The 24,569-nt window shown below is 59.6% G+C and carries 19 protein-coding genes and 1 pseudogene; 6 read left to right on the forward strand and 14 right to left on the reverse strand.

Annotation, left to right across the window (positions count from 1 at the left end; genetic code table 11):
- Positions 1 to 41 precede the first annotated feature (41 nt).
- A complete protein-coding gene (locus DDD63_RS03025) occupies positions 42 to 713 on the forward strand; it encodes a class I SAM-dependent methyltransferase (protein ID WP_346426231.1) in 672 nt (223 codons plus the stop codon).
- 145 nt (positions 714 to 858) lie between these two features.
- Here DDD63_RS03025 and DDD63_RS03030 read toward each other — a convergent pair whose 3' ends face one another.
- The 7 genes from DDD63_RS03030 to DDD63_RS03060 form a co-directional block, all read right to left on the reverse strand.
- The gene (locus DDD63_RS03030) at positions 859 to 1,314 is read right to left on the reverse strand and encodes a hypothetical protein (protein ID WP_126145589.1); all 456 of its coding nucleotides are present in this window, start codon (positions 1,312 to 1,314) and stop codon (positions 859 to 861) included.
- Positions 1,315 to 1,630: 316 nt separating this feature from the next.
- Positions 1,631 to 3,076 (reverse strand): amino acid permease, encoded by a 1,446-nt coding sequence (locus DDD63_RS03035; RefSeq protein WP_205647305.1) that lies wholly within the window; start codon positions 3,074 to 3,076, stop codon positions 1,631 to 1,633.
- A 292-nt stretch (positions 3,077 to 3,368) separates the two neighbouring features.
- Positions 3,369 to 4,295 (reverse strand): glucose-6-phosphate dehydrogenase assembly protein OpcA, encoded by a 927-nt coding sequence (locus DDD63_RS03040; RefSeq protein WP_108715127.1) that lies wholly within the window; start codon positions 4,293 to 4,295, stop codon positions 3,369 to 3,371.
- A complete protein-coding gene (zwf, locus tag DDD63_RS03045) occupies positions 4,292 to 5,824 on the reverse strand; it encodes a glucose-6-phosphate dehydrogenase (protein WP_108715128.1) in 1,533 nt (510 codons plus the stop codon). Before zwf ends, DDD63_RS03040 begins: the two co-directional genes overlap by 4 nt.
- Before the next feature lie 529 nt (positions 5,825 to 6,353).
- Entirely contained in the window at positions 6,354 to 6,515 is a 162-nt protein-coding gene (locus tag DDD63_RS03050; RefSeq protein ID WP_108715129.1) for a methionine/alanine import family NSS transporter small subunit, read from the reverse strand.
- Between the two features lies 1 nt (position 6,516).
- Positions 6,517 to 8,316: a sodium-dependent transporter gene (locus DDD63_RS03055; protein WP_108715130.1), complete on the reverse strand. Its 1,800-nt coding sequence runs from the start codon at positions 8,314 to 8,316 to the stop codon at positions 6,517 to 6,519.
- 359 nt (positions 8,317 to 8,675) lie between these two features.
- Positions 8,676 to 9,536: an NAD(P)-dependent oxidoreductase gene (locus DDD63_RS03060; RefSeq protein WP_108715131.1), complete on the reverse strand. Its 861-nt coding sequence runs from the start codon at positions 9,534 to 9,536 to the stop codon at positions 8,676 to 8,678.
- 243 nt (positions 9,537 to 9,779) lie between these two features.
- Here DDD63_RS03060 and DDD63_RS12195 point away from each other — a divergent pair, with 243 nt between their 5' ends.
- The gene (locus tag DDD63_RS12195; protein WP_108715132.1) at positions 9,780 to 9,968 is read left to right on the forward strand and encodes a hypothetical protein; all 189 of its coding nucleotides are present in this window, start codon (positions 9,780 to 9,782) and stop codon (positions 9,966 to 9,968) included.
- 243 nt (positions 9,969 to 10,211) lie between these two features.
- On the opposite strand, the gene DDD63_RS03070 is transcribed toward DDD63_RS12195, so the two are convergent.
- The gene (locus DDD63_RS03070; protein WP_108715133.1) at positions 10,212 to 11,117 is read right to left on the reverse strand and encodes a DUF6560 family protein; all 906 of its coding nucleotides are present in this window, start codon (positions 11,115 to 11,117) and stop codon (positions 10,212 to 10,214) included.
- 107 nt (positions 11,118 to 11,224) lie between these two features.
- Between DDD63_RS03070 and DDD63_RS12735 the strand changes: the two are divergent.
- From DDD63_RS12735 to DDD63_RS03085, 3 genes and pseudogenes are all read left to right on the forward strand, one after another.
- Positions 11,225 to 11,362 (forward strand): annotated as a pseudogene (locus tag DDD63_RS12735) (DUF1440 domain-containing protein); the annotation flags it as partial.
- A 65-nt stretch (positions 11,363 to 11,427) separates the two neighbouring features.
- Positions 11,428 to 12,075 carry a hypothetical protein gene (locus DDD63_RS03080; RefSeq protein ID WP_108715134.1) on the forward strand — a complete coding sequence of 216 codons (648 nt, stop codon included), beginning with the start codon at positions 11,428 to 11,430 and terminating at the stop codon, positions 12,073 to 12,075.
- Between the two features lie 217 nt (positions 12,076 to 12,292).
- A complete protein-coding gene (locus tag DDD63_RS03085) occupies positions 12,293 to 13,447 on the forward strand; it encodes a patatin-like phospholipase family protein (RefSeq protein WP_108715135.1) in 1,155 nt (384 codons plus the stop codon).
- A gap of 241 nt (positions 13,448 to 13,688) precedes the next feature.
- On the opposite strand, the gene DDD63_RS03090 is transcribed toward DDD63_RS03085, so the two are convergent.
- The 3 genes from DDD63_RS03090 to DDD63_RS03100 form a co-directional block, all read right to left on the reverse strand.
- Positions 13,689 to 13,892, reverse strand: coding sequence for a YbdD/YjiX family protein (locus tag DDD63_RS03090; RefSeq protein ID WP_108715136.1), 204 nt, complete (start codon positions 13,890 to 13,892; stop codon positions 13,689 to 13,691).
- Position 13,893: 1 nt separating this feature from the next.
- Positions 13,894 to 16,365, reverse strand: coding sequence for a carbon starvation CstA family protein (locus DDD63_RS03095; RefSeq protein ID WP_108715137.1), 2,472 nt, complete (start codon positions 16,363 to 16,365; stop codon positions 13,894 to 13,896).
- A 269-nt stretch (positions 16,366 to 16,634) separates the two neighbouring features.
- Positions 16,635 to 18,098 (reverse strand): dicarboxylate/amino acid:cation symporter, encoded by a 1,464-nt coding sequence (locus DDD63_RS03100; protein ID WP_108715138.1) that lies wholly within the window; start codon positions 18,096 to 18,098, stop codon positions 16,635 to 16,637.
- Positions 18,099 to 19,126: 1,028 nt separating this feature from the next.
- Here DDD63_RS03100 and DDD63_RS03105 point away from each other — a divergent pair.
- Positions 19,127 to 20,581, forward strand: coding sequence for an amino acid permease (locus DDD63_RS03105; RefSeq protein WP_108715139.1), 1,455 nt, complete (start codon positions 19,127 to 19,129; stop codon positions 20,579 to 20,581).
- Here DDD63_RS03105 and DDD63_RS03110 read toward each other — a convergent pair.
- From DDD63_RS03110 to DDD63_RS03120, 3 genes are all read right to left on the reverse strand, one after another.
- A complete protein-coding gene (locus tag DDD63_RS03110) occupies positions 20,578 to 22,446 on the reverse strand; it encodes a long-chain fatty acid--CoA ligase (RefSeq protein WP_108715140.1) in 1,869 nt (622 codons plus the stop codon). The genes DDD63_RS03105 and DDD63_RS03110 overlap by 4 nt on opposite strands.
- A gap of 514 nt (positions 22,447 to 22,960) precedes the next feature.
- On the reverse strand, positions 22,961 to 23,599 hold the full coding sequence (locus tag DDD63_RS03115) for a hypothetical protein (protein WP_108715141.1): 639 nt from the start codon (positions 23,597 to 23,599) through the stop codon (positions 22,961 to 22,963).
- Between the two features lie 172 nt (positions 23,600 to 23,771).
- Positions 23,772 to 24,452 (reverse strand): hypothetical protein, encoded by a 681-nt coding sequence (locus DDD63_RS03120; protein ID WP_108715142.1) that lies wholly within the window; start codon positions 24,450 to 24,452, stop codon positions 23,772 to 23,774.
- Between the last annotated feature and the right edge of the window lie 117 nt (positions 24,453 to 24,569).

A 24,569-nucleotide genomic window follows, 5' to 3' on the forward strand; every position in this document is an offset into this window, starting at 1 on the left:
CCCCGGATCGGGAACGTCTTGGCGACTTGAGCGGACTGGATGTGGCTCACCTGCAGTGCCATCTCGGCGCAGACACCGTGAGCTTGGCGCGTATGGGTGCTCGCCGCGTTGTTGGGCTGGATTTGTCGGGCGAATCCTTGCGCCGCGCCCGTTCCATTGCCGAGCGTGCCGGTGTCGATATCGAATTCATTCAGGCCAACGTCTATGACTCAAGGCAAGTGATCACAGGGGACTTTGACCTCGTCTACACATCCCTTGGCGTTCTGTGTTGGCTTCCGGACATTATGGCTTGGGCGAAGGTCGTCGCCTCATTGCTGAGGCACGGCGGCCGACTAGTGTTGCGCGATGACCACCCGGTTTTCCAGGCTGTGGGTGATGATACCGCTCGTGGCCTTACTCTCCATGCGCCATACTTTCAACGCCGCTTCCCCATTACTTGGGAGGACAGTGGGTCGTATGTTCAGGCCGATTCCGGCTTACCCGCTATCTCCCATACTGTGAGTCACCAGTGGAATCACGGGGTTGGTGAGATCCTCACCGCGCTGCTCGAAGCTGGCATGCTCATCGATGAGGTTACGGAGACGCGCTACTCCGCGTGGTGCCGCTGGCCCGAGATGATGGAGCCCTGTGCAGAAGGCTACCGTTTTATTGATGCGGAGCTACGTGATCGTCTTCCGCTGCAGCTTGCCGTCGTCGCCCATAGAGCGCGTTGATCCGGTGAGCCCAGCGGGACGGTTCTGCGCGGCGGATATCACTCTTGCTCACCGGAAGGCAGCTTGCGCCGAACGGGCACTGCTTTTCGCTCGGGCCGTGGCTTGTGGCGAGCAGGCCGTGACCTGCCTTCGCCCAAAGACCGCCCTACACTTCAGTATCAAACGCTTCAATCAGGTCGTAGCCTGACGCTACTAACGCCACATGCTCGGCTAAATCGGGCGGCAAATGTTTCCGCTGACTCTCGCGCGTAATGCAGGTGGGAGAGCCGGGCGCGATTATCACCCAGTTGGCAGCTCGTGCCGCTTCGACCAGCAGGTCGCAGACCCGATCACCGCCGAAACGCTCTGCAGTCATGGAATCTTCGAAAAGGCCAATGGTTGCTTTTATTTCCGGACCCTTCAAATGCAGGTGGAGGTGGTTCGTGGCGTTTACGAGTTCTTCTTCCACGTTGTAGGGGTCTTCTGGTGAGGGCAGTCTAGGAGTGCGGGGCTGTGGGTCCTCTTCCACGATGTAGGGGCGTAGGACTTCGTAAGCATCGGCTTTGCCATCCCCACGCACCTCGCCGTTGTGGAAGCCACCGGCAACAATCATGAAGGACACAAGTTGCATCATATCGCTCTGTGCTGCATGCCGCGGCGTGGGGAGACGCCCACCTGGCCCCGAAGCAGAAGGAGAAGCCGGTGCGTTCCGCCGCGGCGTGGGGAGACGGGTGGTAGGAGGGGGTGGGATGGGAGAAGATGGAATGGGGGAGTCAGGCGCGGCCTTGAGGGTGGAGAAGTGGAGGTTTTTTCAAGAAGTGTCGCGAAAAGACCTCCACTTCTTGCTGGGCCCTCCATTTCTTGGCGCCCAGCGCACCCAAGTGCACCGTGCGCGCTGGTAGCGCGGAACCTTCTCATCATGTTCGACGACGACTACGCTATCGCCCACGCGCGCGCTGGTAGCGCGTTTTGACTTCGTAACTGAGGAAGAGCGCCAACAGCCAGACAGGCCCAACCACCACGGCCACCTGATGGTCGGGAAGCACCGCCATAAGCACGGCGACCGCGCCCAACATGGTCAACGCGAAGGCGGTTGCCAACCGCCCTCCGGGCAGCTTGAAGCGCAACTGAGCCACCTCTTTCGGGGTGAGCGACTGCCGGAACTTGAGCTGGGTGATGAGGATCATGGCCCAGTTGATAAGCGCGGAGGCAAGCGCAGTGGACATGAGAACAGGGAACGCGGTGTCCGGTTGTGCGAAGGCAAGGATCACCGCGCCCACGGTTACCACGGAGGAAACGAGAACGCCGAGAAGCGGGACGCCTCGTCCCGATAGTTGGCGGAAAGAACGTGGTGCATTACCCTGCCAGGACAGCGAGTACAACATGCGGCCATTGGAGTACAGCGCCGAGTTGTACACGGAAAGCGCGGCCGTTAGCACTACCAGATTGAGAATATGCGCGGCTACGCCAATCCCCACGGAATCGAAGATCTGCACGAAAGGACTCAGTTTCCCGTCGATGCGATTCCAGGGGACGACCGCCATGATAACGAGGAGCGCACCGATATAGAAAATGAGGATTCGATAGACAACCTGGTTGATAGCACGGGGAATGGAACGTTGTGGATCGTCCGCCTCGCCAGCGGTAATGCCAATGAGCTCAATGCCACCGAAGGAGAACATCACCACCGCCAGAGATTTCGCCATGCCGCTCACGCCATGAGGGAAGAAACCGCCTTCGTTCCACAGGTGGGAGAAACTGGGGGCCGGCAGGCCTGCGCCGGGATTCGTCCCCATGATGATGACGACGATACCCAGCACGATCATGCCGATAATCGCAATGACCTTGATAAGGGCGAACCAGAACTCGAACTCCCCGAAGGCTCGCACGCCGACAATGTTGACAAAGGTAATGATGAGGAGAACAAGCGCAGCCGTCAACCAGCGCGGGACGGTGGGGAACCAGTAGTTGATATAGACGCCAACAACAGACAACTCAACCATCGAGACGGCGACGTAGTTGAACCAGTAGTTCCAACCGGAGATGAATCCGGCGCGCGGACTCCAATACCGATAGGCATAGGCGCTGAACGCGCCAGAGGTGGGGGACTGCACGGACATTTCGCCCATCGCCCGCACGACGAAGAAAATCGTTACCCCGCCCAGCAAGTAGGCAAGCAGAATCGAAGGACCCGCGAGAGTAATCGCATCAGCTGAACCATAGAACAGCCCGGTGCCAATGGCTCCTCCCAGAGCAATCATCTGGATGTGACGGTTGCTCAGCGCGCGGCGCAAGGCGGGCTCGGCAGAGCTTCCGACTTCGCGAGCATCTACTGCGCGCGTGGATGCCGCAGAGTCGCCTCCCGCAGCTTTCGGAGTAGTCATGGCAGTTTCTCCTCCCGGTCTGGACTACCAGTCTGCCAGTTCCGTACGTCGCGATAACAACATGCCCGGCTTGCGGCGGGAACCCTTCGGGTGTCCGTAGAGCAGTACGCGTCCCGCCCGCGTGCACTGGGTAGAACCGACGGCGCCTATAGCTGTGACCTTCGCCAATGAACCCCACCCGCCTGCATAGGTATCGCACCACGACGGCGTCGCCCGCTGGAACTTCAGTCGTGCTCTTTCTCGTCCGAGTCAAGGCATCCCGCACTCGCCCTAAACCAAGCAGTACGGCAAGTCAGATCACCAGTTGCGGTAGATCCTCGGTGATGACCTGTTCGTAGTAGTCGTCCGGGTCGAGCCGCCGTAGTTCTTCCATCAGGCAGTCCTGCACGGAGCGTGTCGGTAGGTTGACATCTGCGGTCTCCAAGCCGGGCCGGTCGAGTTGTGCAACGGCAGAATCAGCCCGGCGGCTCAGAGTGACCCGGGTTCCGTCGTCGAACTCAAAACTCACTGCGGTGATGGTTTCCGCCTCAGTGTGGGTCTCCCGGACTGTCTCCACTCCGAGTTGTCTGCCCAGCCACGCAGCCATCAGGAAGGAAGAAGGATGGGTGGCGTGCCCCCGCACAACGACTCGTACCGGCATGTGATCGAGTTGCTCGACGACGGCAGCTAGCAATGCACGCCATAGCGTTACACCCGCCCAGCTCAAATCGGTGTCTCCCGCCGTGTACACCTCGGCAAGGTGGAGCAGCGCCTGGACGGCATCATCCGTGGTGCGCGAGTCGGTAATACGCCGAGTGGCGATCTTCCCCAACGGGTGCTCGCCCGGGTTATCCGGCGGGGTATCCGGCCAGTAGGTTACCACCGGAGTATCCGATAGGAGCAGTGGCATGACTAAAGAGTCCAGGTCGCTGGCTGCCTCTCCGCGCGGTTCGAGTACCACGACATCAGACGGTCCGGCAGACTCTCCAATACGTACCTGCGCGTTAAGACGTGCCGGGGTGTCACGCTGCTCGGTATCGACGACGACGATCACGCGGCACGGGTGCTCCCGTGAGACGGCGTCGGAAATCTCAATGGCACGATCAACATCGATTAAATCCGGCACCACGATGATCAGGGTCAAAACCCTGCCAAGGGCGGCGGAGCCGCGGTCGGAACGCATCTCGACGATACGTTGGGCTACCTCCGACGTCGTCGTGTTTTTCAAAGTGATAATCACGGTATCCTCCACGTACGTCCATCGCGGGCCAGCATGTCATGCGCCGAATCGGGCCCCCAGGAGCCTGGCTTATACGGCTCGGGAGCACTGCGCTCGGCCCAATACCGCAGCACCGGGTCCAGAATCTGCCAAGAAAGCTCCACCTCCCGCTGATGCGGGAAAAGCGGCGCAGAACCCACGAGGGCATCAAGAATCAGCCGCTCGTATGCCTCCGGGGAATCCTCAGTGAAGGCGTGCCCGTAGTTGAAGTCCATGGTGACATCCCGCACTTGCATTTCTGTGCCGGGAACCTTTGCACCAAACTTAATCGTCATGCCCTCGTCTGGTTGGACGCGGATCACCAGAACGTTCTGCCCGGACTCGGCAACGTCGGAGTTCTCAAAAGGCACATGGGCCGCGCGTTTGAAAACGACGGCGATCTCCGTAACACGCTTGCCGAGCCTTTTCCCGGTTCGCAGGTAGAAGGGGACGCCCGCCCAGCGTCGCGTGTCAACGAATAGTTTCAGTGCCGCATAGGTCTCCGTATGCGACTCGGCGGGGATACCATCCTCGTCCAGAAAACCTTTTACCTCGGCGCCTCCCTGCCAGCCGGCGGCATACTGACCATGGGCGGTGGTGGAGGCCAGATCTTCGGGCAGGCGAAGTGCGGAGAGGATCTTCTCTTTCTCCGCTCGAAGCGATTCGGGGGTAAATCGCACCGGCTCTTCCATGGCAGTCAGTGCCAGGAGCTGCAAAAGATGATTCTGGATGACGTCGCGCGCCGCTCCGATGCCGTCGTAATATCCGGCGCGGGTGCCAATGCCGATCTCTTCCGCCATGGTGATCTGGACGTGGTCAACATAGTTGGCCTTCCAGAGGGGTTCGAACATGGTGTTAGCGAAGCGGATCGCGAGGATATTCTGGACGGTTTCTTTGCCGAGATAGTGATCGATACGGAATACATCTGATTCGTCGAAGGCTTTTCCGACGACGTCGGAGAGTTCGCGGGCCGAGGCAAGATCCTGGCCGAAGGGCTTTTCGATGATGACACGGCGCCACGCATTTCCCTCGCGCTGGTTGAGCCCGTTATCAGCGAGATTCTGGCAGACCACGGGGAACCATCGCGGCGGGATGGACAGATAAAAGGCATGGTTGCCACCTGTACCGCGGGACTGATCAAGTTCGGCAACCGTCTCGGCCAGGCGTTTGTAGGCGTCTGGATCGTCAAAGGAACCGGAGACGAAGCGCAGGCCGGATGCCAACTGCTGCCAGGTGCGCTCGTTGAAGTCGGTACGTGAGTAGTTCTCAATCGAGCTGCGGACGAACTCCTCGAAATCCTCTCGGTCCCAGTCGCGCCGTGCAAAGCCGGTCAGGGCAAAGGCAGGGCTGAGAAGCCCGCGGTTCGTGAGGTCGTAGATGGCAGGGAGGAGTTTCTTACGTGCTAGGTCGCCTGTGATGCCGAAAAGAACGAGTCCACACGGTGGGGCCATATGAGGAAGCCGCCTGTCGCGTGGGTCGTGTAAGTCAGGGGTGGGAGATTCTGATTCCACCAAGTTCCTTCCGTGGGTCTACATTCCGTTGGTTTACACGCCAGGTGCTAAACCGTATCGACGCGCCCGGTAAACACATGGTTATGGCCGCCACGTGTTTTATGACGGGCACATACGCATTTGGTCACGTATGAGTATAGACATCACCCACGACCGGTCTAGTCGTGGCGGCACCTGCCGATAATCAAAGGGTTTGCGCGGTTGCGTGAAGCACGCGCCAGCGGCGATGACAATACGTGGACGCCAATGAATGCGGATGCTGCCGAGGCGGCTAGTGCAGTCAACCGGGGGCGGTGCGGAAGTAGCAGGGCCTAATTCACGGCGTGCCGCGTTCTCCAGTTTCCGTCGTATGTTCCCGCCCGATAACGTGCACCGGTTGTCCCGATGGTGGGCCACGCGGTCCAGCACCTACCGCGTATCGGGTCGCCCCGATAACGTGCACCGGTTGTCCCGATGGTGGGCCGCGTTCCCTGGTCCCGGTGGCGTGCTCTAGGTCTGGTTGTGTGGCCCGGCAGGGTGGATGCAGGTGTCAGTCGTCGAGAAGTTCGCGCAGTACTTCCTCGGTGGCGGCAGTTTGTGCCTCCCGTGCCTCGCGGTGCCCTCGCTGAACGAGCGCCGTCACCGAACCGATTAGCCCACCCCAGATGATGAGAATTGATACCAGCATGCAGACGATTGCTTCGGGAGCCATGTCATTTCACCTCCGGGTCGTGCGTGTTTGAGGTGTCGGATAGTGCTTGCGCGGTGTTGGAGTCAAAGGATGGTGCGACGTCGGGAACATGTGTTGCCGGATCAGTTCGTACTGCCGGAGCGGTAGCCGCGGTTGCAAGCTCTCCTGGTGCGGCGTCGTCGTGAGATCCGGTACGAGTAGCGGTGCCGGATGAGGTCTGCGTGGCGATGCGTGCCTCTTCGCCCGAGCCTGCGCGCCGGGTCCTCTTCCTATCGCTGAGCTCTAAAGGCACGAAGTCGTCGACGGGTGTGCGCCAGGGAAGTAGTGTTAACACCGCCACCAACACTGCGCCCACGAAAAGCGTGCCCCAGCCAAGTACAAGCTCGAAACTGGGCGAATAAGCGTAACCGTCATGCACATAGGACCAGGCAGTCTGAACAAACATGTATCCGAGCAATATCGGTACGACGACGGAGACCAGAACCCTCCACCAAGCGCCAATCAGATTCGTCTCCGAGACGTGATCGAGATGCCGTTGCAGGGTACGGGTGCGCCGCAACACGACGCCGACGCCAACACACATGATGATGGCCGAGCCAACCACGCCAATGTTGTTGATGAAGGCGTCAACGATATCGAGATTGTATTCTCCCGATGCGGTGCCAAAGAGGAGAAACGACAGCGCGGCCGCCGGAAGGCTCACGACAACCGTTGCCACCGGTGTGGTCAGATTGAATTTCTCCGCGATGGCGGGAGAAACGACCTGGATAATTGAGATAAAGGAGGTCATGCCCGCCATTGAGAAGGAGGCGAAGAAGAGCACGCCGAAGACGGCTCCGCCTGGCATCTGCGAGATCACGGTTGGGAAAGTGATGAAGGATAGAGAGATGCCGCTAATGCCGGCGTCGGCCAGGTTGGTGCCCTGTGCCTGCATCATGAAGCCGAGGGTTGCGAACACGCCGATGCCGGCCAGAATCTCGAAGGAGGAATTGGCGAAGGCAGCAACCAAACCAGTACCTACCAGGTTGGAGCGTTTGCGCAGGTAGCTGGCGTAGGTCAGCATGATGCCGAAGCCGACTGACAAGGAGAAGAATATCTGCCCGAAGGCGGCCATCCACACTCGGTAATCCGTCAGCGAGGACCAGCGCGGGGTGAATAGGGCATTGAGTCCGTCCATGGCACCCGGCAGGAAGAGGGCTCGGATCACCAGAGCGACGAACATGACGACCAGGATGGGCATGAAGAAACGGTTGGCGCGTTCCACGCCGCGGGTCACGCCCAGTCCGATAACGACGATGCCGAAGATCCAGACGATTGCCAGCGGAATCGCAACCCCGGCAACCGGAGTGGCGGAGAACACAGGGGTTCCCGACTCCGTCAGCTCGCCAACGCTGATAAAGCGGGTGAAGAATCCTTCGGCGTCGTTCCCCCAAGCCTCGTTGATGGCGAACAGTGTGTAACGTAGCGCCCACGCGACGATAACTGCGTAATAGCTCATAATGATGAAGCAGATGAAGACCTGCCACCATCCCAACCACTCGAAGCGGCGCGCCAGCCGCCGGAAAACTGTGGGCGCGGAGCCGCGGTAGCGGTGCCCCAAGGAATAATCCAGGAAGAGGATGGGAATGCCTACGAAGAGTAGAGCCACAATGTAGGGAATGATGAAGGCGCCGCCACCATTCGTGTAGGCGACGCCCGGAAAACGCCATATATTTCCGAGGCCGACCGCAGAGCCGATGGCAGCCATGAGGAAGCCGAGCTGACTGCTCCATTGTTCGCGGCCGACATCCGCCGCGGCGGACCGTGAAGTGCGTGTAGACATGAGCTCTTTTCGGTAACGCGGCGTGCTTGGGGCACGCGCATACGGGCGTGGATGCGGGCGAAGCCACTGTGGCAACCGTAGCCGGGTGTTGAGCCGACGGTGGTGTGTAGCGGTATTCTGCCCCTACGCTTCGAGCGTGACCCGCGGGATTACCGGGTGCGCGCTCCGTGCCATCCTGCCTGTAGTTCGGAGGGCACATTTGGTCTCGCGCCATATTACGCGTTTTGTAGCCGTGTTGCTGTGAGCTGCATTGCGCTTCTACGGTGCTACCCGAGATTGGCAAACCTGCGGCCCCGGGATCGCAACTGCCCGGATGCCAGGGGCGCGATGCCAGATGTTCCACGCGTGAGGTTCGCGAATCAATGCTCGCGGGCGCGGTCGGATTCCTCACGCAGGATGACGGAGAAATCGTGTTCTCCGAGTCCCGCACGCTGCGCGCGTACCAGCGATTCGAGCGCAGCCGTTGTGGCGGGTAGTGGTTCGTTGGCCGAGTGAAGCATTAGTCGGGCGTCCTTAGCTATGGCATTGGCGCTGAACTGCGCATCGGCCGTATCGCGCTCCAGGGCGAAGTCACGTTTGAATCTTGCCATCCAGCTCAGTGATGTTCCGGCCAGCAGATCCAGCACGCGGTCGGGGGAGAAGCCCTGCGATGCACCTAGACGTATCGCCTCGGCAACTCCCTGCGCGGTCACAGCGAGAGCGAGATTTGCCAGTAGCTTCGCTGTGGCTGCTTCAGCGGCGGTTTCCAGAGGCCTGAGACGCGACGGGTCGGCGTACGCGCTGACGGCGCTGGTAACGAGCTTGCGTGCCTGTGGGTCGGTACCACCCACGTAAACGCCGAGCGTTCCGGCTCGCGCCGGTCCGAGCGTACCGACGACGGGAGTATGTACGTACTTGATGTGGCGATCCTCGGCCCAGTTGGCCGCGGCTGCAGCATCCGCCGGGGAAATGGTGGTGATATCGGCCCAAGTCACACCGGCGGGCAACAGATCTGTTCCGAGAACGACATCCCGAACGGTATCTGGACCGAAGAGGCAGGTCATCACCAGGTCAGCGTTGACGACGGCATCGGCGGGACTGGCGAAGGTGGCGCCGGCGTCCACGACCGGCTCTGCCTTGGCAGCGGTCCGGTTCCATACCCGTAGTTCGTGACCGGCGGCGAGAAGACGCAGTGCCAGTTCGGTTCCCATTCGGCCTGTGCCAAGAAAAGCGATTCGCATATTAGCAGCCTAGGCAATGATCTTGCAGTGAGATAAGCATTTCACGATGCGGAAAGTAGTGTGGTGAAAGATGTAATAAGGGTTTCCATGGCGGGTGTGGCGTGCGCAGGGTGTGGGGCAATTTAGCGGGTGAGCAGCGATGTCTGCGACTCGGTTTTGACGGGCGCGGTGCCGTCTATATGCGTAGTTGATGTGATATAGAGGTGCACGACATGGCCTGAATGTGACTAAGCAGACGTCAGGTTGGCGAGGCCGGATGCAGCGGGTGGCGATATCGACATTGCCTCCTTCGCCCTGGATTTCACTCGCGCACGCCCGGCAGCACGAAGTGTGATCCTGGTACAGATGGTGCCCGTGAGCGGCCAAATCTATCCCGGCAAAGGGAAGGTCGTTGGCCGGTGTGGAGCGGCTGTTGCTGTGATGGCCCAATAGGGTCGGACTACGAGTGGTGGTGCCGAGTTGTAGGTGTGCAGCTGCTACCGAGTTCATAGGTGCGCCGTCGTGTCGAGTCATAAGCGCGCATATAGTACCGAGTCATAGGTGCAGGTAGACCAGGTGATCGGTACGAGGCGCTGGCACCACCGATACGCCGGTGTGCGAGTGGGGATCTACTTGAGGCGAGACGCCGGGCCCGCAATCCGCATACCGGTGGCGAAATGTTAGCTGGGCAGCAAGCTATCGCCCCTTGTGGAAGGGCGACTGTGGCCGCTGCCAGTTCTGTCGCTGCTGGGGTGTGCCGGGCTGGCCCCATGCGTTGGAACCGGGTTGCGCTTGCGTTGGAAAGCTCTGCGCGGCACCGGGCTTCCCCTGCAGGGAAGCCGCATTGGCCGCTCCCGGCACGGTGCTAGCCGACTCCGCTTGCTGCGCAGGTGCAACATAGGGTTGTTGTGCCGTGTACCTCTGTGGAGCCTGCCCGGCAGATGCGGCCCCGAAGCCCTGCGTAGGAGGCACTTGCGGCTGAACGTGTGGGTTCTGATAGCTTCCGTGCGGTCCAGCGGGCGAGACGTGCCCCTGCAGACCCGCACGATGAACCAGAAAGTTCTGCAGCTCTGCAGGATTGGGCCAGTGCCCGTACTGCTGCGCGAACTCATGCCGGATTTCCAGGGCCGAGACATCGAAGCTTCGTTTGTTAAGCGATAGCGTTGTGCCATCGCTGGACACCACGGTGAGTTGTGGGTTTCCGTACTGGGAGATAACCCTGTAGGTGGTGATATCCGCGTAGCGGATGCGCTTGCGCCGTCCGAATGCAGTCGAGAAGTCGATTGCGTCGTCGCCAACGCTTATCCACCAGTTGCGGTACAGAATGGCAAAGAACAAACCGGTCAGCATCATTGCCAGGCCCGCAATAAACATGCCGATCCAGGCATCGTCACCGTCATTCGCTGCGGTGAGAGCCACCGCTACGAATAGGAGGCCTATCAGCAGGAAGAGGATCCCAATGACAATTATCAGGCGGGGCTGCCGGATACGGCTTGGATCCTTCGCTGAGCGGTTCGGACGGCGACGCGTGAGCATACTGACCATATAGGTGATGCCGACGACGAGTAGGATGATGAGTATTCTGAAGAGGATCTTATCCATCCCCCACCATACAGGGAATGAAAGATTCGCAACAGTACGGGATGTCTGCAGTGCCGACTGCAAACTCGGCAAGACAACAGTAGTGCGCCTGGTAGAGGGGAAAAAGTATGTCGCGACTACGTACCACTGAACCCGCCCGACGGAATTTCCGCGTCGCTTTCCTTGTTGGCCTAATGGCCGGGGTGTTCTCCGCCATTGTGAAGTTTGGCTGGGAAGTTCCCTTTCCGCCGCGCACTCCGGAGCGTAAACGTGCTGGCACTGCCGGGGTATGCCTGGCCTGCTCGGCAGAGGCATGGAATGGAAGGAAGAGATGAATAAATCGACCACGTTACCAAGCGCGACGCGTGAACAACTCTGGGCAATATGGTTCTGGCGGCTACTGATCATGGCTGCTTCTGGCGTGGCGCTGTATTTGATGTACAGCGACGACTTCACACCGGAGGGCATACTCGACCAGACTCTCTACTTCACGACGCTGTCCACACTGATGGTGTTTCTTGTCAGTGCGGGATACGTTCTACGCCCGCTTTTTCTGCATGGCACTGCGCGCAGCAGAATCGAAGGCAATGTTCCTTGGTTGCGCGGAATTGCCACCTGTATGACCGCCTTCACCGGCATTATCTTCTTCTTCCTGCTGGGAGGAGAGTATCCGGACCTGTCCGGCAAGCTTGCGCATGTGGCCTGCCCGCTTATGATGAGCGTCGATTGGCTGTTCGTCGGACGAAATCAAGGGAAACTGCGCATCTGGGTACCCCTGACGTGGATGGCGGTGCTCGTGCCATATTTGTGGGCGTATTCCTGGGATGCGCATCGCGACGGCGAACCCATGTATCACTTTCTGAACCCGCTAGAGCCGGGTTTCTTCAAGTGGTGCGCAATCATGGTTGTTGCCTTTGCTGCGCTCTCCTACGCGGTGTGGGGTATCGGACGACTACGAGGAAGGATTCTGGCCAAGTAGGCGGGTGTGCGGTCCTCGCAGCATCGGTCGGTAACGCGTCGCACGCGGAAGGATACTCAGCGCGGCGCAGAAAAGGCGACTGCCCGCACAGGGAGATAGCATTCCCTGGAACGTGCGACCTATATCGCCATGTGTAACAACTACTGTCCTCGATCATCGCAACAAGTTTTCGGTGCGGCGGTAGGCTTTGTTAGGAACGGGTTGAGGTAGGAGGATCATGCGTATCGCACTGGTGCTTGGTTCGGGCGGCGCTCGCGGTTATGCGCATATCGGCGTGATCGATGAGTTGAAGGACCGAGGACATGAGATCGTCACAATTGCCGGGACTTCCATGGGGGCCGTCATTGGCGGGCTGGAAGCTGCGGGCGGCTTGCCCGGTTTTTCGCAGTGGGCGCAGAGTTTGACCTACTTTTCGATGCTGCGGCAGATGGACGTGACGCTCACTGGCGCCGGCATGGTGAAGGCGGCACGGATCATAGAGAAGATTGACGAGTTCTGCGGGAAAGCTTGTATTGAAGATCTTCCGATCCCCTTCACCGCTGTAGCCACAGACATTACGGCGCGTCGCGAGGTGTGGTTCCAACGCGGCCCACTGTCTTCCGCGATTCGCGCCTCGATGGCACTGCCCGGATTCATCACGCCGGTTATTATGAACGACCACATCCTCGTGGATGGCGGGGTGTATAACCCGGTTCCCGTGGCTCCGACGTTCGCGGTGCCCTCTGACCTCACCGTCGCCGTATCACTGGGTGGGCGGCAGGGGCTACCGGAGCCATCGATGTCCAATGCCGATGCTGCGGATGTGCGTACCGATGCCGAGGTCGAAACTGGTCATTACGACATGGCGGATAAGCATGGCGACGCCGAGCACAGTGGGCAGACTCTCGAAGAGGTGAGTAACCGACTTTCCGAGGTGGAGGGAACTGATGAAGTGGAAGGCCGGATCCCGGAAGATCTCAACGCTGAAATCTCCGGCCCCGAAGGCGTTGTAGATGCGAGGCGGGCGAACGGCTTCAGATACCTGCAAGAGCTGGAACGCATTGCCGAAAGCGGACGCTGGCAGTTACCACGGGAGGTGCTTCGTGAGTTCTCGTCACGTTTCACGGTCCCGCGTGCAGGCGAGAGTGCGGAAGCGACGGCGGAAACCGTAGCAGAGGCACTGGTGGCGCCGTCCACCAGTGAAGTTCTGCACATGTCACTGACCGCCATGCAAGAAATGATTGAGCGCTTCCGCGTGGCTGTGACTCCGGTCAATGTACAGATCACGGTTCCGCGTAGTGCGGCAAGTACTTATGACTTTCACCGTGCGCAAGAGATTATACCGGTCGGTCGCCAGCTCGCTCGGGAGGCCTTTGACGCGGCGGGAATTTAGGCATTACCAGGTGCACCTAAACGCATTGAAGTTCCGGTAGAGCCTGCGTTCGCGTTGGTGTAGTTGCTTGGCCGACGTCTCTAAATCCACGCAGTTCCGGTAAGGCTGCATTGCCTGCAGTGTCTAAGGAAAGACTCTGGGCCCACGTATCAATACGCAGGCCCAGAGTCACATCACGTGGGGTCGATTCGTCCGCAGGGGATCCTGCGAACGGTCTTACGTCACCTCAACCGTTGGTCGCTCAGCAGCAACCGGTTTGAATGTTCTCCTCGTCCTGGCGGGCACGTGCTCGCCAGAATTCGCGTTCCGTCATCGGGGCATGATCGGGATGTTCACGCCGGTGGCGCTGCACGTACCGATCATATGCCGACTCGCCCGTGAAGTCGCGCCACAGAGCGCGCCCATGCCGCAGCGCGCGCTGAAGCTGCCCGGTCTGCATACTCATATCAACCTTCCGATGCAGGAGTAGTGTCGGATCCGGTGCGCGCACCGCCAGGGGCAGAGCCCGCTGCGGCATGGGCGCCGGACGACGAAGCCGTGGTGCCGACGGGCTGTTGGCGCTCGTCGGATTTCAGGCCAGGAATGAGATTCGGGTCCCCTACCACGGCATATTCCGCGACAAGCTTCTTATCCAGCGGCGAGGCGAACAGCGTGGTGGGGGCGAAGAAATTCGACTCCTGGTAGGCGTCCTCCGACGTCGTCGTATCACCACTGCGCAGTGCTTTCACCACACGCAGACACGCACAGACCATCACAAAGGCCACTGCTACCACGAAGACGATTGACAGTGTTCCTTGAATGAAAGTGTTGCGGACAATTGCATGTTGGATATTGATGGCTTCTGGATCCTCCAGTGTTGGTAGCAACTCTCGGGCATCGCGCCACTGCTGCCAATATCCAACCTTGGCGTCGGTGGAGAATATCTTCTGCCAGGAGGCGGTGAAGGTCACCGCCGTGTCGAAAGTCAGCGGGATCAGTGGTATCCATGCCCACTTGGCGTATCCCTTACGTACAACCATCACGGTGACTACGAGCAGGGCAACTGCGGCAATCAGCTGGTTCGCGATACCAAAGAGTGGGTACAGAGTCTGGATGCCGCCGCGCGGATCGGTTACGCCCATCAGGAGCAGCGATCCCCATGCGGCAACCACCACGGCGGTGGATACCCAGGCGCCGATTCGCCAGGAAGGATCGCGGAACTTCGGCATGAGATTACCGAGGGCGTCCGATAGCTGGAAGCGGGCCACACGGGTGACGGCGTCGACCGCGGAGAGAATGAAGAGGGCCTCAAACATAATGGCGAAGTGGTACCAGAAGCCCATCATGCCGCGGCCGCCGCCCACCTGGTGCAAGATATTCGCCATACCCACGGCCAGGGTGGGAGCGCCACCGGTACGGGAGACGATAGAGGGCTCGCCGACGTCGGCAGCCACGGCCTTCAGCGCATCAGCCCCGGTGACCTCCACTTCCTCGCCGTCGACATCGGTTGCCCAGCGCGGAACAATCTGATTGCCGTGCACATCTGTGACTCCCAGATTCTCCATGGCGGCGGCGGTGATTTCCTCACGGTCATCGGTTGTTTGCGTAATAGCCGTGCCAGCAAGCTTATCCACGGTGGCCTCGGAGGTGTTCATGCTGAAGTAGATTCCCTGGTTGAGGGAAACGGCAGCCGCCATGGCCATGATGGCGACGAAGGACTCCATAAGCATGCCGCCGTAGCCGATCATGCGGGCCTGGCTCTCCTTCTGGATCATCTTCGGGCTGGTTCCTGAGGAGACCATGGCGTGCATTCCTGACAGAGCGCCGCAGGCGATGGTTATGAACAAGAACGGGAACAGGGTGCCCGCAAACACCGGGCCATCCGTATTCGAGGCAAACTCGGTCACAGCAGGCATCTGCACCAGCGGGCGCACAATAACGATGCCAAGTGCCAGAATCACAATGGTCCCGACCTTCATAAAGGTCGAGAGGTAGTCGCGTGGGGTGAGGAGGACCCAAACGGGGAGGACGGCGGCGAAGAAACCGTAAATGATCATGGCCCAGACCAGTGCGGTCGGAGACAGATGCAAGTACTTCTGGCCGAAGTCGGATTCTGCAACCCAACGCCCGGCGATAATCACGATAATCAGAAGCGTGCAGCCGGCGATGGAAACCTGGGTGATCTTGCCGGGGGAGATGTAACGTAGCCACAGGCCCATGCCGACGGCAATTGGGATGGTGCAGCCGACGGAGAATACGCCCCAGGGGGAGGCTGCCAGTGCGTTAACACAGACCATGGCTAGTACGGCCAGCACGATCATAAGCATGACAAAAACGATGATGGTAGCGACGGCGCCGCCCACCTTGCCGATTTCGTCCGTTGCCATCTGCCCGAGAGACCGGCCACCGCGGCGCATGGAGAAGAACAGGACGAGCATATCCTGCACTGCTCCCGCGACGCAGACACCGAAGATGATCCACAGCGTGCCGGGCAGGTAGCCCATTTGGGCGGCCAGGACCGGGCCTACAAGCGGGCCGGCTCCCGCGATTGCCGCGAAGTGGTGGCCGTATAGGACGACGCGGTTGGTGGGGTCGAAGTCCTTGCCGTTATTGATGCGCTCGGCCGGAGTGGCGTTGGAATCGTCGGGACGCATGATTCGGCGCTGCACGTACAACGCATAGAAACGGTAGGCGATGGCGTAGGTGCAGATGGCGGTGATAACGAACCAGACGGTGTTCACGCTCTCGCCGCGCACGATGGCCAGCATGGTCCAGCCGAGTACTCCCAGCGCAGTGATTGCGACCCAGAGAATAATCTTCTTGACGGTCCATTTGTTGTGGGGGCGTACGCCAACGGGCACGCCCTCTTTGTTCCTGATAATGAGCTTTTCTTCCTCTTCTGCGTAGGAAGGAAGCTCCTGTGCGGTTGATTCAGACATTGCTCGCTCACCTATTCGGTTAGTCGATATGAACCCGCTGTACCCCTTCTGTGTTGTGTACAGCTGGGTTTAAGTATAAGGAAATCCGTGATTAAGAGCGGGGACCTTGGTGCTCGGACAGGGCTACTGGGCCTTTCAGTGAGCTGTTTGCGGGGCGTTGCGGCAAGGTCGACGGAACTCAGTGAGGCGGCTGCACAGGAGCGCGCGGTGGCCCGCGCGGTGGCCGGAGTGAGGAACGCTTGGTCGCGGCCACCGTGCGGGGAGTTGTCTCAGTGTGTTTGAACGGCGTCGACGGGAGTGGTCGAGTCGACGCCGTCCGTGGTTTCCTCCGAAGCGTCGTCCGCAAACAGGTCCTCGGCGGTTGCGGAGCGGTACTTCTCCTCGTCGAGGATGTGTTCGCGCTTCGCGACGATAACCGGAACCAAGGCCTGACCGGCCACGTTCACCGCGGTGCGGCCCATGTCGAGGATCGGGTCGATCGCCAGCAACAGGCCCACGCCCTCCAGGGGTAGTCCGAGGGTAGACAGCGTTAGTGTCAGCATGACTGTCGCTCCGGTGACACCCGCGGTGGCGGCTGAACCCACCACGGAAACGAAGGCGATTAGCAGGTAGTCGGTGATCGAGAGTTGCACTCCGAAGAACTGCGCGACGAAAATCGCAGCGATAGCCGGGTAAATCGACGCGCAGCCGTCCATCTTCGTCGTCGAACCAAGCGGAACCGCGAAGGAGGCGTAGGCGCGGGGAACGCCCAGATTGCGATGGGTGACTCGCTCGGTGACGGGCATGGTGCCAATGGAGGAACGGGAAACGAAACCGAGCTGGATGGCCGGCCAGGCTCCGCGGAAGTAGCTGGCGACATTCAGGCCGTGCAGACGCAAGAGCGCCGGATAGACAACGAACAGTACCAGGGCCAGTCCGAGGTACACCGCAATCGCGAAGGTGCCAAGGCTGGCCAGGGATCCCCAGCCGTAGCTCGCTACGGCGTTACCGAGCAGTCCGATGGTGCCCAGTGGTGCGAGCCGGATAATCCACCACAACACCGTCTGCACGATCCGCAGTAGCGACTCGTTGAAGCTGAGGAAGGGCTCTGCCTTCTTTCCCACCTTGAGCGCGGCGACTCCGATAGCTATGGAGATGACGATGAGCTGCAGGGCATTGAAGCTAATGCTTGAGGCGATCCCGGAGATGGCACCTGAAGCGTCGGTCTCGATGCTTGAGCTGGCAGAGATTCCAAGGAAGTTGCTTGGAATGATGCCGTCCAGGAAATCGAGCCAGCTTCCGGTGCGTGCCGGGTTCGCGGCGGAGGAGATACTGACACTGGTATGAGTACCGGGCTTGAGTACGAGTCCGAGGATAATGCCGATCATTACAGCAATAAGTGCGGTGATGGCGAACCAGAGGATTGTTTTGGCCGCGAGTTTCGCTCCGTTCGCCACGCCGCGCAGGTTGGCGATAGAGGCGACGATGGCGGTGAAGATCAACGGCGGAACCACCGCGCGCAGCAGGGTAACGAATGAGGAACCGATGGTACTGAGCGTGACAAGAAGCCAGTTGTCGGTGCCGGAACTGGTAGGCCCGATCTCCAATGCCGCCCAGCCGAGTAGAACGGCCAGTACCAACGAGATGAGGATCTGTGTGGAGAATGACGGAATGAAACGGCGCCATGTGCGCGCTTTAGCGTCGGCTTCTGCAACCGGGCTTGCCGGTTGAGCTGACTGTGACGAGGTGGACATAGTCCCTTCCTTTGGGGTTGTTGGTGTGTATCCGCATCCGTATGCCCTTGGCGTTTCATAACCGCATGTGTCCCCACTCGTGGCGGCCTTACTTGTGTGGTTCACCTGTGGCGGCCGTACCTGTAGCACCCACTTGTGGCGGCTCGTTGCGTTTAACGGGATATCCGCCTGGGAGTGCTCATCTTGGGGCACTGTGCCGGTCAGAGGGGCACAGTGCCGGTTGGAATTGAGACGTTTGTGGCAGGGCGCGAGAGTTGATCGCTGTGCACCAATTCGATTTTCTGGGAGCAGACCGCAGCCTCTCCCTTCGTTGGGCAGGCAAACGACTTCGGCTATTGAGTGAAATGGAACTGAGATTTGCCGGTGACCGGGTTCTGCCTCACAGACCGCGCACTCATGTGGAGTGCGGTTCGTTGCAGATCCAGCGGCTATTCCATCCGCCTATGCGAAAGCCGACGCCTTCCGCATACAACAACAGATGGCCTGCGAGCGGTGCGCTGTGGCCAACATGTTACGGCGGAAAGCGATCACGAGTTCTCCCGGTCTATAGGATCAACTGGCACGGGGTCTTTGAGCATTAGTGCCCGTGCGTGTGCACCCGGCGGATGCGCGTCTAATCTAGACGCTCCACCCGAGGGAATACAAGTAAGCGCGTTCTATCTCACGTTCCGGGGTGTTGTGGCGTTGTGGCGGGTTGAGCGGAGTACGAAGAGCTCTCGCTGTTGTGTGAATGTCGTGCGGGAACAACGAAGAGGTGCCTCAGTGAGACTTGAGCCCCGGACCGGCGTGCGAATTTTCTTAAGGGGAGTGCACGTGCAGCGCACTGATCCGCGCCGCGGATAGATGCGCCTCATGCGTGAGCACATATTGGGCGGCAGTACTGTTGAGGCGCCTGAGCGGCGTAGAGTAGCCGAGTATATGCATCCGGTCATGACCGTACAAACCGCTGGAGTCTCTGCTTGAAAACAGGCGAGGTACATGAGGAAATACGTCAAGCTTGGACCGGTGGCACGAGAAGAAAGGCACCTATGAGCCAGCGTGACATTAACAACGCGGACCTCAACGTGGTCGAGAAGGCGGAGGCCGCGCAGAACAGCGAGCATTTGCGGCGCAGCCTTTCCAATCGGCATATTCAACTCATTGCCATCGGCGGTGCGATTGGCACCGGTTTGTTCATGGGTTCCGGCAAGTCGATTCACACGGCGGGTCCGTCGATTCTGTTGGTCTACACCATCATTGGCTTCATGCTCTACTTCGTAATGCGAGCGATGGGGGAACTGCTGCTATTCAAGTTGGAATACAAGTCGTTCCAGGATTTTGCGGCCGACCTGCTCGGACCGTGGGCGGGTTTCGTGGTGGGGTGGACCTACTGGGCGACGTGGACGGTGATCGGCATGGCCGACATCATCGCGATTACGGGGTACTGGAATCATTGGGTGAAGAACCAGACGATCTCGATGATCCTCGCTGTGACACTCATGCTGGTGCTGTTGGGGATCAATATGCTCACGGTCAAGCTTTTCGGCGAGATGGAGTTCTGGCTTTCCATTATCAAGTTGGTTGCTATCGGAGCGTTGGTCGTTGTGGCAGCGGGCATGGTTATCACAGGCTTCACCTCGCCCGATGGCACCAAGGCCTCCGTGACGCATATTTGGAGTCATGGCGGTCTGTTCCCAACCGGGTTCTGGGGCTTCCTGGGTGGTTTCCAGTTGGCCATCTTCGCTTTTGTCGGCATTGAGCTCGTGGGTACCACGGCAGCTGAGACGAAGGACCCGACGGTCACGTTGCCGCGGGCAATCAACTCCATCCCGGTGCGTGTTCTGCTCTTTTACGTGGTGGCGCTGGCCGCCATCATGTGCGTTATCCCATGGGACGAGGTCAATCCGAACAAGTCGCCATTTGTCAACCTATTCACGCTGATGGGCCTCGCCGCGGCTGCCTCGCTCATGAACTTCGTGGTGCTCTCCAGTGCGTCGTCGTCGTGCAATTCCGGCATCTATTCCACCTCGCGCATGTTGTACGGGCTGGCGCATAAGAAGATGGCACCGCAAGCATTCGGCAGACTCACCCGGCATGGTGTGCCGTGGATCGGCCTGATTACGACGGTCGCCTTGATCTGTGCGTCACTGGCATTAACGGCAAGTAGTGGAATTATGCGTGCGTTCACCATTGTGACGACGATCTCCTCGGTGCTATTCATCGTCGTGTGGTCGATTATCCTGGCCTGTTATCTCGTATATCTGCGGCGGTATCCGCAGGCGCATGAAGACTCCGTATACAAAATGCCAGGCGCACGGGTCATGCCGTGGGTGGTGCTCACCTTCTTCGTGCTCGCCCTCGTTGCACTGGGGTTCGACCACGACACGCTTGTCGCCATGGCGGTGACTCCCATATGGTTCGTCGTTCTGGGGATCGCCTGGCTCCGAGTTCGTGGCAGGGTTTCTGCCGACGACGCCGCTGCTGACGCCGTCGTCTCGCACTAGGAGAGGCGTACGTCCTGCTCATCGGCGTACATCTTGTCGATCAGACTCTGGTAATGCTCGATGGCATGGGAGCGGCGTACCTTCAATGTCGGGGTTGCGGTGCCGTCGTCGACGGTCATCTCAGCGTCAAGAATCTCAAAACGCTTGACTGTTTCCCAACTGCCCAGCTTCGAGTTTGCCCGGTCAATGTCTCGCTGTAGCTGGCGGCGTACTTCCTGCAGCCGCACCGCCTCGGAGTACGGCATTCCGGCGCGCTCATGGGCAGAGCACCACTCGGAGATCCACTGCGGATCCAATGAGACAAGGGCGACGCAGTACTTGTGGCCTTCACCGACTACCACGGCCTGTGAGATCGCCTCCGAATTACCGGTCAGCATCGCCTCGACTTCGGAAGGCGAAACAAACTTTCCGTTGGAGGTTTTGATGACGTCCTTGATCCGGTCGGTGATGTAGAGGAAGCCATCGTTGTCGACTCGCCCAATGTCCCCGGTGTGGAACCAGCCGTCCCTGATGACCTGCGCGGTTAACTCGGGGTCGTTGTGATAGCCGCGCATCACGCACGGACCCTTAATGAGGATTTCACCGGTGCCTTCGTCCACGCGTACAGCCGATCCGGGAATAATCCTTCCCACCGAGCCGAAGGTGAGATCCTGCGGGCGGTTGTAGAAGGTGACTGCGGCAGTCTCCGTTACCCCGTATCCCTCCAGAAGCGGAATGCCCAGGTTGAAGAACCACCGTTGTAACTCCGGGTTGAGCTTGGCGGAGCCGGAGATGACGTACTGCAGCTTTCCGCCAAGCTGTCGGCGGATGGTGGAGAACACGAGGCGATCAGCCAGGCGGTATTGGGCCGCGAGCCGGGCAGGCATTTTCAAGTGTTGGGAGCGGTAGGGGAAGGACTGTTCGCCTACCCGCATCGCCCACTTCACAATCTTGCCTTTGCTAGAGTCCGGCGGTGCTGCGTTCAGAACTCCGGAACGTACCTTTTCGAAGATGCGCGGGACCCCGCACATAAGTGTGGGATGGACTTTCGCCATGTTGGGCACGATCTGGTCGATACGTCCGTCCAGGGCATTGATTGTGCCGGTATACAGCGAAATGAGGATCATACACTTGCCGAAACCGTGTGATAGGGGCAGCCAAATGAAGTGAATATCGCGGTCTTGGATGGTGTTGTTAGCACCCCAACCGATGGCTTCATAAATCCATGTCCCCTGTGTGATCTCCACGCCCTTGGGTCGCCCGGTGGTACCCGAGGTGTAGATGATGGTTGCAAGGGTGTCATGTGAGGTCGTGTCCATGGCGTTACGTACGCATACGGGAGATTCCTTCAAATGGCGCCGTCCGTGAGCCTCAAGTTCCTCCCAGGTCAGGACGCGTGGATCCGCTGAGCGGTTCTCACCTTCCATCACGATAATGCGGCTGATCTGCTCGTTCAGAGCCTGATGCATGGTGACTTTCTCAAGGATCTGCTCGTTCTGCACGAAAATAGCGGCGGCGCCGGAATCACGCAGAATGAAATTGATATCGTCGGCGCGAGTGTTGGGATAGAGCGAGTTCGTTGTCGCGCCGATAACAGACAGCGCCATATCTGCAGCGATCCAGCGTATTGAAGTCCCGGCACAGATTCCGACGACATCGCCCGTCCTATAACCGAGAGCCAGCAGACCTGCACCAAGAACATGGGTCCAGTCACGGAATGCACTCCAGCTCATCTCGCGCCATATGCCCTTCGCATCCGGATACATCCAGCCGGTCTGGTCGGGGTTGGTGCTCGCTTTGTCATCTAGCGCCGCTCCGATATTGGGCCAGGAGTTGTCGAAAGCATCTTGGATATCAGCTGCGAGATCGTGCGTGCCATAATCCATGCTCTAACAATACGCTCGTTCAGAGTTCATAAGGCGAACTTGCCGGGTGAGTGCGGTGCGTGGCCGCTGGAGCGCGAAGGGGCCGAGTGACACCGCAAATCGTGGACGTGCGTGGTGTGCGGCGGATGGAGCGCGAAGGGACTGCGCGGAGGGCCGCCGTTTCACCCTATCTCCGGTGGATTGGGCGAAGTCGTCATAAGGGGCGCACGTGGAAGATCGTTTCGCCTTGTCGCTTCTGGTTCCGGCGTGCGGAATGCGCGCATGCCTAACCGGGGGAAGGCGCACCGTATGTTTGGCGGAGTGGGTGTTCACGCCCCTAGCGGTGTCTTCCTCTCAAGCAGCGTGCACGAACTGCGGTCCCTTCCCGCCCAATTCAAGGGGCACCTTTGTTTTGGGTGCTGTGTGTGATCGTAGCCTGGGTGCCGACGCTCAACCCCAGCAGAGTCTGCATTTCGGCTTTTGCGGCTGGCCTGAACGTCCACTCCCGTGCTCCCTCGAGCAGAGCGTGTTCACACTAGATCCAGTTGATTGTGTTGTAAAACTCGGCCAGTTCCGCGTCGGTGATTTCGGGCGGAGCGCCGGAATCGCTGTAGGAAAGCATGGCGGCAAGGACGTTGACATCGTTGCGGGTGACCATGATCCCGCGAATACACATATTGCTGCTGTTCTCTTCCACCGAGCAGAAGCTAAACGTCGTTCCGGGAACCCCCTGCAGGTCGCCGCTTCCCAATTCGATAAGCGAGCTGGCATCACGCGAAAAACTCGCAATGTAGCTCCGGGCAATTTCCTCGGGAGTCGATCCGAGAAGGTCGACGTCGGTAGTGACGGTAGCTGCCAGACTTCCGCCTTTCATATATGCCCGTGTAGCCTCGTCCGAGCCGGCGTCCTCGTAGCCTTCCGGGGTGTTGATAGTCAGCAGTGTGTCGAGCGGCACGTCCGATGCGGCCGCTGAGGCTTGGGCAGAGGTCGGGTCCAGCGTCGTTGCTTGCGGTGATGTCGTTGCGTCGGGTGGCATCACCGTGGCAGCGGGCGACAGGTGCGTTGCCGTGGAAGACGTGCCCGGTTGGCTGGCGCAGGAGGTGGCGGATACGACCAGAGCGGCGGCACCAAGCAGCCCCAACGGGTATGCGAACTTCGGACGGGCAGCCTTCATACTCGTCTTTATAGCCCATCTGGCCCCCGCAGTGCCAGCGCCGGTGTTGCTAGCCGTCGTCGTGCTGCTACTGCCGCTGGCGCCGATCAGACCTGCGGGGAAGCAGTGTTGTACAGCTGAACAAGGCCTTGTAGAGAAACATCGCTGATCGGTTCTGGGGCGAGACGGTGTTTTACTTCCACCTAATGTTGTCGGTGATCTCCGCGAGCATTGACGGTGTCACTTCCGGAGCGTTGCCTGAGTCACTGTGAGTGAGAACAACGGCAATGGTGTTCTGGCCATTATGCCCGACGACGATGCCGCGCGCGCATATGTGGTCTGCGTTCGGCGTTCCATTGCCACGCATGACGAAGCCACAAGCGGTGAAAGTGACCCCTTCTTCTCCTGCCATTTCACTTGTTCCGAGTTCCGCGATCAAGGAGTCGTTGTCGGTGATGTAGGGCATGAAGGTGCGGGCGATCTCCTCTGGAGTAGTTCCGAGGGTGAGTGTATCGGCAGTGATCAGAGCTGCTTGGTCCGCGCCCTTCGAAAAACTGAGAGCATTTTCGTCGGAGTGGTAGTCCTCATAGCCGTTCGGAGCGGTGAAATCGATAATCGAGGTGATGGGAGCAGACTCACCGGTACCCGTTGTCGCAGAGCCGCTCGGCGCGGAGCTGGAGTTTGGTGAAGCAGAGTCCTGTGGTGCGCCTGAGTTCTGGGCGGTCGGATCGGGCGAGGTCGCGGAGGATGTTGCCGTCGGCGTCGTCGAGTTTGACGCGGAGGAATCACTAGCCGGGTCAGAACTCGAGCAAGCCGAGATCGTCAGGGCAAGCGCAGCCATAGCAGTGAGAAGCGTGACGCGACGAGACTTCATAGGACCTACTTTCGGAGGTGACATGTACACGGGATGTGTGCTGAGACTAGCACGGGTACGGCGCTAAAGGCACCGCGGTTGAAACGGTCGTGCAGAGAGCCTCTGTTTGTGCGTGAT

The sequence above is a fragment of the Actinobaculum sp. 313 genome, assembly GCF_003073475.1.
Lineage (GTDB): Bacteria > Actinomycetota > Actinomycetes > Actinomycetales > Actinomycetaceae > Asp313.